The organism is Lacibacter sp., assembly GCF_057361365.1.
This window is the reverse complement of record NZ_JBMQSG010000022.1, coordinates 610,507-623,872: the sequence shown is the minus strand read 5'-3', so window position 1 is coordinate 623,872 and position 13,366 is coordinate 610,507. Positions and strand designations below refer to the sequence as shown.

The 13,366-nt window shown below is 39.7% G+C and carries 10 protein-coding genes; 1 reads left to right on the top strand and 9 read right to left on the bottom strand.

The annotated features are described in order from the left end of the window. Positions 1–98 precede the first annotated feature (98 nt). The 9 genes from ACO1QW_RS20935 to ACO1QW_RS20895 all read right to left on the bottom strand — a co-directional run bounded on the left by ACO1QW_RS20935 (position 99) and on the right by ACO1QW_RS20895 (position 12,649). Entirely contained in the window at positions 99–1,358 is a 1,260-nt protein-coding gene (locus ACO1QW_RS20935) for an amidohydrolase family protein (RefSeq protein WP_486261498.1), read from the bottom strand. A 41-nt stretch (positions 1,359–1,399) separates the two neighbouring features. Continuing rightward, positions 1,400–1,786 carry a group III truncated hemoglobin gene (locus ACO1QW_RS20930; RefSeq protein WP_486261496.1) on the bottom strand — a complete coding sequence of 129 codons (387 nt, stop codon included), beginning with the start codon at positions 1,784–1,786 and terminating at the stop codon, positions 1,400–1,402. A 1-nt stretch (position 1,787) separates the two neighbouring features. Next, the gene (gene polA, locus ACO1QW_RS20925) at positions 1,788–4,691 is read right to left on the bottom strand and encodes a DNA polymerase I (RefSeq protein ID WP_486261494.1); all 2,904 of its coding nucleotides are present in this window, start codon (positions 4,689–4,691) and stop codon (positions 1,788–1,790) included. Between the two features lie 240 nt (positions 4,692–4,931). After that, positions 4,932–5,132 (bottom strand): hypothetical protein, encoded by a 201-nt coding sequence (locus ACO1QW_RS20920; RefSeq protein WP_486261492.1) that lies wholly within the window; start codon positions 5,130–5,132, stop codon positions 4,932–4,934. A gap of 161 nt (positions 5,133–5,293) precedes the next feature. Next, positions 5,294–6,034: a ParA family protein gene (locus ACO1QW_RS20915; RefSeq protein WP_486261490.1), complete on the bottom strand. Its 741-nt coding sequence runs from the start codon at positions 6,032–6,034 to the stop codon at positions 5,294–5,296. Positions 6,035–6,083: 49 nt separating this feature from the next. Further along, positions 6,084–9,467, bottom strand: coding sequence for a caspase family protein (locus ACO1QW_RS20910; protein WP_486261488.1), 3,384 nt, complete (start codon positions 9,465–9,467; stop codon positions 6,084–6,086). Between the two features lie 53 nt (positions 9,468–9,520). Beyond that, positions 9,521–11,557, bottom strand: a complete 2,037-nt coding sequence (uvrB, locus tag ACO1QW_RS20905) for an excinuclease ABC subunit UvrB (protein ID WP_486261486.1) — start codon at positions 11,555–11,557, stop codon at positions 9,521–9,523. Positions 11,558–11,678: 121 nt separating this feature from the next. Then, positions 11,679–12,077: a hypothetical protein gene (locus tag ACO1QW_RS20900; RefSeq protein WP_486261484.1), complete on the bottom strand. Its 399-nt coding sequence runs from the start codon at positions 12,075–12,077 to the stop codon at positions 11,679–11,681. A gap of 173 nt (positions 12,078–12,250) precedes the next feature. Next, complete coding sequence (locus ACO1QW_RS20895; protein WP_486261482.1) at positions 12,251–12,649, bottom strand: Spy/CpxP family protein refolding chaperone; 399 nt, start codon at positions 12,647–12,649, stop codon at positions 12,251–12,253. A 76-nt stretch (positions 12,650–12,725) separates the two neighbouring features. On the opposite strand from ACO1QW_RS20895, the gene ACO1QW_RS20890 reads away from it, so the two are divergent. Beyond that, the gene (locus ACO1QW_RS20890; protein WP_486261480.1) at positions 12,726–13,313 is read left to right on the top strand and encodes an acyl carrier protein phosphodiesterase; all 588 of its coding nucleotides are present in this window, start codon (positions 12,726–12,728) and stop codon (positions 13,311–13,313) included. The last annotated feature ends 53 nt before the right edge of the window (positions 13,314–13,366 follow it).

Sequence of the window (13,366 nt, the reverse complement as noted above, 5' to 3'; positions counted from 1 at the left end):
AATTATCAGGCTGGTAAATGCAGATTGTGGCAATACGTTTTCCCGGGAGCTGAACCCAGACCTCAGCTTTCCCCTGATCAATCTCTTCACAACCTATTTTACCAAAGGAGTACTCCTTGCTTTACACGAAGCGCAATATTGTATGCATGATCAAAATTTTCCAATGGGTTTTGTTGAAGGACAAGAAAGCTTGCCTCATAGCCTTCCTGCAGTTTTGCAATTTTCCTGTTTGGAAAAATTGTAGTGGCGGTAATCTCACACCACATCTTTAATAATTCAAGATTGCTGTAAATATTCATTTTACGGAGGTACTCAATTTCTGTTTGACCTGTTAGATTATAGCTATCGCAACCTATCGTTACAGGAACTTTATATTTTTTCAATAACAACAGGTTGCTTCTTTGCACATTCGTTTGTGCTTCCCGCTGCTGATTACTCATCGGTTTAATTTCTGTTTGCAACAAAGAGTAAGTAGGATCAACATGCACCCCCTTTTTTTTCATGCTCTTTACAAGTTTGGGCGAAAGCTTGTAATAAGCTTCTGTATAGCCATCTCTCCAACGTACCTGGTAGCCGGGCAAATGATTGATCTCATCAACTCCTGCTGCCAATGCAACTTTCAGATCATTGGGTGTTTCTGCATGGGCACTCACTTTCAATCCTGCAGCGTGTGCTTTTTTTGTGATGAGTTTTGCCAGCTTTGGATCAATTCCTTTTTTCCCGTTGAAAATCGTATCGTCTTTTCGTTGTTCATACTCTTCTGAAAAAATAAGATAGAACTTAATGAAGCCGGGTTTTTGTGAAAGAATAAATGGCCACTTCTTTTCCAGTTCTTCTTTTGAATTAATAAGCCAGTATGCTTCACCTTCAAAGCTTTTGCTGGTCCAGCCGGGCAGTGCTTTTTTATACGTGGTGCCCAGCATGTAATTATACAACGTTGTGGGGTGACCGCCCGTTGCTGTTAAGCCACCATTGGCATACAATACATCAACACTTCGTGGATGATTGATCTTACTTTTTATTTTATTGGTGGCAAACGGAATACTGTTTGGGTTTTTGATGTAGAAAATACCATCGGACAAATAGCGTTCAATAAACACATCAATATCCTGGTCGGTTTCAGGAGAATGATTATGCGCTTCACTAAATGGCGGAATGATATATTGCTGTTTAAGATCAACAATTGTATCAACAGTTGAGGGTGCGGTTTTTGTAAGTACACCGTTTACACTATAAAAATCATTGGCGGTAAATTCTTTGCCATTGAACCATTGACCATTAACGAAGTGAATAGATCTTGTTTGGGCATTTATCCCTGTGGTAAGCAACAAAAAAATGATGAACAAAAGCAAACGCATAGCGAAAGATTCTTTATCGGTTCAAGGGCAACTGTAATTTACTATTCCTGTTTATCCTGTTCAATTAATTTTATTTGCATAACAGTTGCAATGCTGGTTGCACGCTGTTTGGCCAGCTCAGCTTTATCGCCTTCAAACAATTCATCTACCGTTTCATGAAAGTAACCAAGCCATGTTTTAAAATGTTGCGGCTTCAATGGCGATTGTTGATGCAGATCGGTATGAATTTTCATTGCATTCTTCCGGTAAGTATCCGATTGAAATAATACTGACTCCCAGAAATCGACCAGCACAGGCAAGTGTTTTGGCAAATCAATTTTAGCAACATCGGTAAACAAATAGCTGATCGATGCATCGGCCAGCAATTTGTTATAAAACGTTTCCATCAACAACTCAAGACTCTTTCTATTGTCAATATCCGATTTCATATTAGTGTGCCTCTAACCAGTTTGTTCCCGTTCCTGCTTCCGCAATTACAGGAACACCATGTGTTAATGGCATTGCTGTTTGCATACATTCGATGATCAATGCTTTAATGTCGTCTGCTTCTTCTTTTAATACATCAAACACCAATTCATCATGCACCTGCAAAATCATTTTACTTTTGAATGTACTTTTCTTTAATGCCTCATGTGTTTTAATCATGGCCAACTTGATCATATCGGCTGCGGTTCCCTGTATGGGTGAGTTAATCGCATTTCGTTCGGCATAACCACGCACCGTAAAGTTGCTTGAGTTGATATCACGCAACCAACGCTTGCGGCCCATGAGGGTTTCAACATAGCCATTCTCCCGTGCAAAGTTTACTGTATCATCCATATACTTTTGAATGCCTGCAAACTCCCTTTTATAATTATCAATGATCTCTTTTGCTTCTGTTCTGCTGATGCCTAAATTATCGGCTAATCCAAATGCACCTTGCCCGTAAATGATACCGAAGTTTACACTCTTTGCTTTGTAACGCATTTCCTTGGTTACATCTTTCTCTTCGATCTTGTACACTTTGGCAGCAGTGGCTGTATGAATATCTTTCCCTTGAATGAATGCATCGCACATGGCCGGATCGCCACTGATAGCAGCTACAATGCGCAATTCAATTTGTGAATAATCGGCACTCACCAATACATGATTTTCATCTCTTGGAATAAATGCTTTACGTATCTCTCTTCCACGTTCTGTACGCACAGGAATATTCTGGAGGTTCGGATTGTTGCTTGCCAAACGCCCGGTTACAGCAACCGCTTGTCCATAGGTTGTATGAACTCTTCCTGTTTTACGATTGATCAGTTGGGGCAAGGCGTCAACATAAGTTGATTTTAATTTCGTTAACTCACGAAAGGCCAGAATATCTTCAACAATCGGGCTTGTATGCGCCAGTTTCAGCAACACATCTTCGCCCGTTGCATACTGCCCCGTTTTAGTTTTCTTCGCTTTTGGATCAAGCTTGAGATGATCAAACAACACTTCACCCAGTTGTTTGGGCGAAGCCAGATTAAATTTTAATCCGGATGAATTATATACTCGTTGTTCTGCTTCTTTTGCGTCTTTGTCTAATTGCTTTGAATAATCGTTCAGGAAATCAACATCCACTTTTATTCCTTCAAACTCCATATCGGTGAGCACTTTTACCAATGGATTTTCCACTTCATAAAATACACGCTCTACTTCCTTTTCCTTCAACAAAGGAAACAATGATTGTTTTAATTGAAAAGTAATGTCTGCGTCTTCTGCAGCATAATCCGTGATTTTTTCCAACTCTACATCACGCATCGTTCCTTGCGTTTTTCCTTTCTTACCAATGAGCTCTTCAATATGCACCGGTTCATAACCGAGGAATTGTGCACTCAAATCATCCATACTTCGTTTTCCATCAGGCTCTACTACATAATGCGCCAGCATGGTATCAAACAACGGACCTTTCAATTCAACATCGTACCATTTCAACACCAGCAGATCGTACTTTATATTCTGTCCTATCCATGTTTTATTTTCATCTTCAAACAATGGTCTAAAAATAGAAAGAACTTTTTTTGTTTCTTCCTGATCGGCAGGGCAAGGAACATACCATGCCTTATAAGGCTGATACGAAAAACTCATGCCAACAATTTCACAATCATTTGCATCAATGCCGGTTGTTTCTGTATCAAAACAAATTTCTTTCTGTGTGGCTAACTCAGCAACAAGTTGTTTCATTGCCTCTTCAGTTGTAACAGAAATATATTCATGGGCTGTGTTACTGATATTTTTTGCAGCTCCAAAGTCTATAAACCCTTTATCAGCTTCCTGTTCGGTACTTATTTCTGTTTCGTTTAACTCACTTGAAGGGAATATTTCCGTTTGCTGCGATTTTGCTGGTGCTTTCTTTTCTTTCCGTACTTCGCCCATTGTTGTATCGATGACATTCCCGAAAAGATCTTTCTGCACGCCCACAGGAGCTGAACCAAACGCATTAAAGTCTTCACCTAAAATGCGTTTGCCAATAGTTTTAAACTCCAGTTCAGCAAACACCGATGCAAGTTCTTCCTTGTTCCATTCTTTCAACCGAAAATCTTCTTCATGAAATTCAACAGGCACATTGGTAATAATGGTTGCCAGTTTTTTACTCATGATGGCAAGGTCTCTTCCTGCTGCCACTTTCTCACCCATCTTTCCCTTAATGTTGCCGGCATTTGCTAATACATTTTCCAACGTGTCATACTCGGCTAATAATTTAGCTGCTGTTTTTTCGCCCACACCTGGTATACCCGGAATATTATCAACAGCGTCGCCCATCATTCCTAATATATCAATAACCTGGCTCACATTTTTTATTCCCCACTTTGCACAAACTTCCACAGGTCCCATGATCTCAACATCGCCGCCCTGGTAAGCAGGTTTGTAAATTTTCACTTTCTCTGTTACCAGCTGGCCATAATCTTTATCTGGTGTTACCATAAATACTTCGTAACCTGCTGCTTCGCCCAACCGGCTTAGTGTACCAATTACATCATCGGCTTCATAACCATCACTTTCAATTACAGGGATATTGAAACCTTTAATAATGCGCTTAATATCGGGGATGGCAAGTAAAATATCTTCAGGAGCTTCCTGGCGATTGGCTTTGTATTCTGCAAAATCGGTATGACGTTCAGTGGGTGCTTCCGTATCAAAACAAACTGCCATGTGCGATGGCTTTTGCTTTGTAATGAGTTCGATCAATGCATTGGTAAAACCAAACTGTGCATTGGTGTTTTTGCCTTTTGATGTACTACGTGGACTACGAATGAGCGCATAATATGCACGGAAGATGAGAGCAAACGCATCGAGCAGGAAAACTTTTTTATCATTGGCCATGCCGCTAAGTTAGCATCCTTGCCAAAGAGAAAAACAGAAAATTTTATAAACGACAAAAGCCCCGTTTTTCAACGTGGTTTTTTAGTAAGCAAAGAAAAAACAGGAGGTGGTGGAAACCACCTCCGCAAAACTTACATTATGAGAAAATTCAACACCGGCAGCAAATAAAAATATAGGGTACGGATCGCCGGTTCGTTGACTGCTTAACGAAATAGTTGATGCACAATATGTATTGTGAAATTATTTGCCGCTATTTTCAGCGAGCTCATTCTCTAAAGGCTTTGCTTCCTTTGTAGATTGTTTTTGAGCTGTTTGCTGTTTTGCAACTTCAGATTTGCCTGCAACGACACGTGCCAGGAAAGAATCTTCTTTGTAAAATACGTTGAGATAAATAGCGAAGAGGAAAAATACGAATGAGAAGAAACGCAATGGCTTTTTCATGACATTTGGATTTAGTTTTTTCAAAAGAATTGGACAGTTCAAATGTAGAAACTCATTTTGAATTATACAACACTTAGAAATCTATTTTGTAAAATTCAGTGTTAGTACTTAAAGCCAAACCGGTAAAATTACGGTGGGCTGAAAACCGCTACTGTATTGAGTTACAGCACTCCTTCCTTTATTTCTTCCCACAGGTCACGGTAGCATTGTGCAGCGTAACTGCTGCGTGCAAATTCCTCCAAAGGAGCTTTGTGAACACCCATTTTTTCTACATCACTTAAGTAAGGAATATAGTTTTCAAAAAAGCGTTTGTCTTTGTATAATTCTTCCATCACTTCGTTGTGCATGTTGCGTCGCAGATCGGTCATGGTGAAGAAACAAGTCATTTTTTTCTGATCGATATTCTTCTCTTTGAAAAAATCTTTCACCATGTGGTAGGTTCGAACGGAAAGTGTGGTGGGTATAATAGGCATCAACACAACATCAGATGCATTAAAAATATTTTCTGCCAGTGAACTTAAACCGGGAGGACAATCAATGAATACAAAATCGTATTCCGTTTTCAATTGCTTTAATATGGTTGCCAATCTTTTTTTCGATGCCTGCATTTCATCGATCATGATATCATGTGCTTTTGCAGTAATATCGGCAGGAATAATATCCAGGTTTTCGTATTCCGTTGCCATGATGCTGTCGGCTAATTCAGCATCTTTTCCAACAACATCTTTCATTGATACTTTTTGCTTTGGCTTCACTTTATAATAAAAGGAAGTGGCACCCTGCGGATCAATATCCCATAACAATGTTTTGTAACCATCTTTTGCAGCGAGATAAGCAAAGTTTACACAACTGGCAGTTTTACCAACACCTCCTTTGAGGTTGAACAAAGCAAACGTGAACATTGGCTGATTTTTTTGAGGAGCTTCAAGTTAAGAAAAGCCCTTTAATTTATCACCAAACTGTCCAGTCAAAATCCTTCAGTTCATTACGGGTGGTGGGTTTTTGCAGGCCTTTGGTGAGTTCTTCCACCCGTTGGCCCACATATTTCTTTAGCTCCGAAACTTTAATGGTACTGTTTTGCTGCATTGCTTCCAGCAAACTGAAGGTAAACACGCCATTTTCCAGGTCATCCCGTTCCTGGGCAAACTGCACACCACCTGCTGCCGAAATAATGGTGGCACCAGTTCCTTTGCCCACATTTACAAACAGAGATTGCATGAGTTCAAAACTGTTTTGAAGACCAACTGTTTTTGTTTCTACTGTTTCGTCTTCCGATCCACGATGCATGATGAGCCCTTTATTGCCTTTACTTACCTGGTTAGTCTGTACGGCCAGCAATTCATCTTTATCCACTTCGCCGCTGTGACAGGCATCGATCAACAATAACTTCTTTCTTGCAGGAATACCATCCAACAGGTTCTCTATTTCTTCATAAGCAATGCCATCCTGTTCAGGATTTTTGAAGTTGACATTATAAGAAGATAAATAATAGTCATATTGTTTACTTAAAAGGCCATGACCTGAATAAGCAATGATCACTTTATCGTTGATGTTTGTATTCAGTAATTTTTGTTTGATGGCCTGCACATTGCGGAGCGTAACATTCTGGTTGAATAATGTGTCGATCACAATATCACCGCCATACTTTTCTTTAAACTTCAAGGCAAGATCCCGAATATCTTTCACGCACCACTGCAGGTTTCGTTTACTATCTGCAAATTCATTGATACCAATTCCAATAAATCGTACAGTTTCTTTTACAGGTTGCACAGCATCATATTTTACATACAACGGCATACGGTAGCTTTCCGTACCGTTTACATTGGTAACGGATGTTTCAATACGGTTTTCGCCTTGTGATAATTGAATACTGATAGTTGTATCAAACGAATAACTGTTGCGCTGACGAATGGAAATACCTTTCATCCCAAACAACGGCACTTCGTTGATCCATATATTGAAACGATCGAGCAGGTAACTGCTATCTTTTGCACTCACTCTTAAAGTCAGCTGTTCACTCTTTTGTTCGTATGAAATATTGTCCCTGTTTTCAAACCCGGCTTCAGGAACACTATAACCATCGCTGAACTGTGTTGTATCGATCCCCAGTTTTTTAATGCGTTTGTAATAAGCCCGTTTGTAAGAATTGATCAACATGGTATCCTTGTTACCGATGGCTTCTAAAACTTTGTCGGGGCGGTTGTATTTTACATCCAGCTGTTCAAATGAAATGATCCTTGCATCATGAGTAACATAATGTAATTTCCTCGCTGCCTGTTGCGAACCTTTGTAATAACCGGAAGGAATCGTGGAAATATATTCGTTTTGTTTAAAGGGCACTGTTTGATAAACCAATTGCAGTTGCTGCCTGTTATAGTGCCAGTAATTGATTGTTCCATCTTCTGAGCTGCTGATAAGCGAAGAGTCGTTTACAAAAGAAGGTATAACACCCGATGAGTGAACTTTGACGGTGTAAAGCAACTGTCCCGATTGCAAATCCCACATACTCATCAGTCCTCTTTCAGTTCCTGCTGCAAAATATTTTTCATCTTTTGAAACAGACGACCGATGGTAGCCCCACATATTGTTGATGGGAAAGCTTCTGAATAATTTCAATGTTTTATAATCGTATAACTCAACGCTTTTGTTGGTAAGCACTTCGATGTATTTGCCCGATTCTGTTTGCCTGGCTTCAAATACCCAGCCAGTGCTTTTTATTTTTTTAAGTTGTTTGATATTGAGATCGCTCACAATAACCGTACTGTCTGTTTGATTGCAATAAAAAAAGAATTCGCCATCTCTGCTAAAATTTGCTCCCACGAGCCTTTCTTTTGTTTTAAAAGATCTGACTGTTTTATTTCGCTTCAAATCGAACAATTCAAGCACACAGCCCACATCATCGAAATTCATTATATCCGGTCTGTAAATCATGGCAAGCAGGCTTTGCTGATCATTCACTGCTGCATTGACAAAAGGATACCTTCTCCGAATTTTTTTCAAAAGGGCTTTAGTAACAGGGTCCCACATTTTTACAGAAGAATCCCAGGATGAAGAGACGAGCGATTGTTGTCTCGATGAAAAGCTTAAACTACTCAGGAAATCAAGATGCGTTTCAAAGCTGGAAACAACCTCTGCTTTATTTATATCAACAGACTTGGCAAAACCTTCTCCATCCCCAATAACCATATTGCCTGCCTGAAAAATAGAAGTGCTGATGTTCTGTGTTTGACCTGCAAAAGATTGAGAAAGTATACTGCTGTCGCCGGTAACTTTATATTCCCTGATCACGTTATCAGCCAATACAAAATAAAATTTCTTGCCCAGGTCATTCGCAGCAATTCCAGCTTCCACGTTTTTCAGGTTTCGACTTTGATCGGATATAACAAAAAACTGCACCGATTCAGTTGTCTTTGTATTAAAACAGTACGCTGCAAAACCGTCGCTTACCATAAAATGCTTTCCTGAATCAACAAACCCTATTTGTGCGATGCCGTATTCAAATTTATTAAACGGGTATATCATGCCCTCTGATATATTAATAAGGTACAAACTACTATCTTCCATTGCCACCAATAAATTTTCATTTGATTCACGAATCATCAAGGGCTTTTGATAAATGCTATCAAACGTAATGGTGCTGGTTATTTTTAAACTGTCGTAAGATATTTGGTGAACATAGGCTTGTTGCCCATCGAAACCTGTTGCATACAAAGTGTCTCTGAATTCGGAAAAATGCGTTTGGGTATTACCGGGAATTATTAATGGGCGAGGCTGTTTCAAATCTTTATTCAAAACATTATATACAACTTTGTTTTTTTGCTTTCGTTCAATCAATACCTGTTTGTCCTGATTTATAAAACTTAACAAGGTAATTGTATCTTCTACCTGGTAGGTTTGTAGCAATGCGCCCGTTGCAGCTTCCCAAAGTTGCAATTCATTTACTTTCGAAGTAAGCAACAACTCACCATTAGAAGAATACATTGCTCCATCAAAAGAACGGGCAATTACAGCATCAATTTCACCAGTGATTAAATTAAAAATGAAACTCGAATCATACTCTCCGCCCAATAACACATGGCTTGCGGAAGGACTCACTCGCATTAAGGAAGATCCGTCAGGAAGAGTAAGATTGTGCAATAGCTTACCTGTTCGGGTGTCCCACACTTTTGTACCAATATCATTAAATGATTTTGATAACAGGAATTTACCGTCGGCAGATAATTGTATATCTGTTAAACCTTGCGGATGACCAACAGGTAATACCAATCTTGGATTTTGTGAAAATATTGGTTGCAGAAGCAGCAAACACAAAAACAAGAGTACAACGGATTTCATGCCGGTAAGATAAGTATCAATTGAAAACAGAAACGTACCTCCAATTGGGTAATTTATTTTTTCATTGCGTCAAGTTCTTTCTGCAAGCGGAACATTTCATCTCTTAACCTTGCCGCTTCCATGAAATCGAGATCACGTGCTGCCTTCTCCATTTGCTTTTTAATTCTGCCAATTGCTTTCTCCATCTGCGGAATGGTTTGATATACCTCCTGGTCTTCTGCAGCTTCTACTAATTCGCCATCGGGAGCAAGTGCATAGGCTTTTGCTGGATCATATCCTTTAATATCCAGCACTGCCGTTTGGCCCATCACCTGTTCAATACTTTTCTTAATAGTACGTGGTGTTATGCCATGTTCAATATTATACTGCACCTGTTTTTCTCTTCTTCTGCTTGTTTCTTCAATGGTGCGACGCATACTCTCTGTCATCTTATCGGCATAAAATATCACTAAGCCATCAACATTACGTGCAGCACGACCGGCCGTTTGCGTTAAACTTTTTTCATTGCGAAGAAAGCCTTCTTTATCAGCATCAAGTATAGCCACCAATGAAACTTCCGGTAAATCCAATCCTTCACGCAATAAATTCACGCCAACCAATACATCAATAACACCGAGGCGCAGATCACGCAAAATTTCAATACGTTCCAATGTATCAACTTCGCTGTGGATGTATTTGGATTTGATGTTGATGCGATGTAAATACTTGTCCATTTCTTCGGCCATGCGTTTGGTGAGTGTAGTCACCAATACACGATCGCCTTTCTTCACACGTTTATCAATTTCATCTAAGAGATCATCGATCTGGTTTACACTTGGACGAATTTCAATGGGAGGATCTAACAAACCTGTGGGGCGCACTACTTGTTCTACTACCACACCGCCGGTTTTTTCTAATTCATAATCATCGGGTGTGGCACTTACAAACACCACCTGGTTCAACAAACTTTCAAACTCATGAAAGTTCTGCGGACGGTTATCCATTGCACTTGGCAAACGAAAACCATAATCAACCAATATTAATTTACGACTCCTGTCGCCGCCATACATGCCACTCACCTGCGGAATGGTTTGATGACTTTCATCAATGATCATTAAATAATCTTTCGGGAAATAATCGAGCAAACAATAAGGTCTTGTGCCGGGTGAGCGACGATCAAAAAACCTGGAATAGTTTTCAATGCCATTACAATAGCCCAGCTCACGGATCATCTCAAGATCATAATCTGTTCGTTCTTTCAAACGTTGTGCTTCAATATATTTTCCTTCACGCTTAAAATATTCAACCTGTGCTGCAGCTTCATCCTGTATTTCATAAATGATCTGCTGCATCTGATCTTTTGGAGCAATGTATAAATTGGCGGGAAAGATGGCAGCATTCTCAACTTTGTTAATTCTCTTGCCCGATTTCACATCAATGGTTTCAATCTCTTCAATTTCATCACCAAAAAAACTGATGCGGTAACCAAAATCAACATACGGCAAATTGATATCAACGGTATCGCCTTTTACACGAAATGTCCCTCTTGTAAAATCACCTTGCGTGCGACTGTACAAACTATTCACCAATGAATGAAGAAAGCCCTGGCGTGAAAGAATTTGCTTCTTTTGAATACGAACGATTCCATTTTCAAAATCAATTGGGTTGCCCATACCGTAGATACAACTCACGCTCGCCACCACGATAATATCTCTTCGTCCACTCAATAATTCACTGGTGGCTTGCAGGCGAAGTTTATCAAGTTCCTCATTAATGTTGAGATCTTTTTCAATGTACACATCACTTACAGGCAGGTAGGCTTCCGGTTGAAAATAATCGTAATAGCTCACGAAATAACCCACTGCGTTATCAGGAAAAAATTGTTTGAACTCGCCATACAATTGGGCTACCAATGTTTTGTTATGTGTAAGCACCAAGGTTGGGCGTTGCACATTCTGAATAACATTGGCCATAGTAAATGTTTTACCACTACCTGTAACACCAAGCAGGGTCTGAAATTTTTCTCCGCTTAATATTCCTTCGGTTAACTGTTGAATAGCCTGCGGCTGATCTCCGGAAGGCGAATAAGGTGAATGAAGTTGAAAAGGCATAGGTAAAGTTAGGAACTGTTAGGTTTAGTTGTTGATCTGTAAATAGGGTAGGTTAAGTGCAAGCCTTTGATCTATTTTATTGTTTATACGCAATAAAAAACCGGCTCTCGCCGGTTTTACATTATACAGTTTTCTTTTCGTGGGTTTTACGTTTGTGTTTCATTCCCTTTTTATTCGGGTGTTGTTCATGAAACTTTTTCATTTTTTCTTTTTGCTCAGGAGTAAATACGGTTTCACGTTGAGTACGGTATTGCTGCTTCAGGGTTTTGAACTGTTCTTTCTTTTGCTCGGCCGAAATGTTGCTGTTGTTTTTAATCGCCATCATTTCTGCTTTCTGCTTTTCATGGATCGTTTTCAACTGCGCCTTCTGCTCAGTGCTGAGATTTAACTCACCATGCATTTGTTTATGCATCTGCTTGCCTTCTGTGCGAACTTTTTCTTTCTTTTCGGTTGGAGCTGTTTGCGCCTGTGCTACAGCACCAGCTACTAAAAACAACATTAAAAATTTAAATACTTTCATAATTGTGGGTGTTTTAAAATAATGAATATGGTTATTAAGACGTCAAATAAATTCCTGCGTTTAATGATTTTTTCACAAAGAATTGTTAGAAGTCATTTTAAGCCATGGGTAGTTATTTATCTTTCACCAAATCATTGGTTAGCATAAAAAAACCGGCTTTCGCCGGTTTACAATTAATTGTTGTTATTATTTCCTCCGCCTTGTCCGCCGGGGCCACCACCATCTCTTCTACGCTTTTCCATTTGCTCCTGCATTTCTTTTTGTTTGGCTTTTAACTTTTCTCTTTGTTCTGGGGTAAGAATAGCATCAATCTGCTCGCTGTATTTCTTACGGATCTCCATCATCTTGGTACGCTGTTCTTCACGACCGAGTGAACTGTTACGAACTGCTTCCGCTTCTTCACGTTGCTTGTCCTGGATGCCCTTCACTTTCTCTTGTTGGTCTTTACTCAGGTTCAGGTCTTTGTACATGTCAACACGTGGACCTCTGCCTCTTGAAGTATCGGCGGGCGGTTGTGCCTGTGCCATTGCACCCACACAGATGAAAAGGAATAAAAATTGGAGTACTTTCATTGTAATAAATTTTAGTTTGAAAAGAGTTTGACGACAACCTGCAAAAAAGTTTACGCCGTTTGTAAAAAAATTTTGAATGAATTATTTAGCCCACGCTTACCTATCCTTTCGCCAGCCCGAACTGCTCGTGGGTAATATGATCAGCGATTATGTGAAAGGCAAAAAGAAATTTGATTTTTCGCCTGGCATTCAAAAGGGAATTGAATTACACCGCCTCATCGATTCATTTACAGATGAACATGCGGCCACCAAAGAAGCCAAGGAAATTTTCAGACCGCATTACCGCCTCTATGCGGGGGCTTTTGTTGATGTGGTTTATGATCATTATCTCGCCATCGATCCAACGATCTTTACTAAAGATTCACTGGAAGAGTTTGCTGCTGATACATATACCATGCTTGAACCATACAGCGCTGTTTTCCCTGAACGGTTTGCCCGTATGTTTCCTTATATGAAAACGCAAAACTGGCTTTTTAACTACAGCAATAAATGGGGTATTGAAAACAGCCTGCATGGTGTGGTTCGCCGTGCCACTTACCTCACAGAAAGTGCTACAGCATTTGCTTTGTTTGAAGAACATTTTTCAACCTTGCAGCAATGTTACAACGCTTTCTTTCCCGAGATGACGGCTTTAGCAAAAAAGTGGATAGAAGAAAATAATTAAAATACGTATGCCACGCCTAACCGGTATGATCTAACCAAAAACTTACCGGCGCA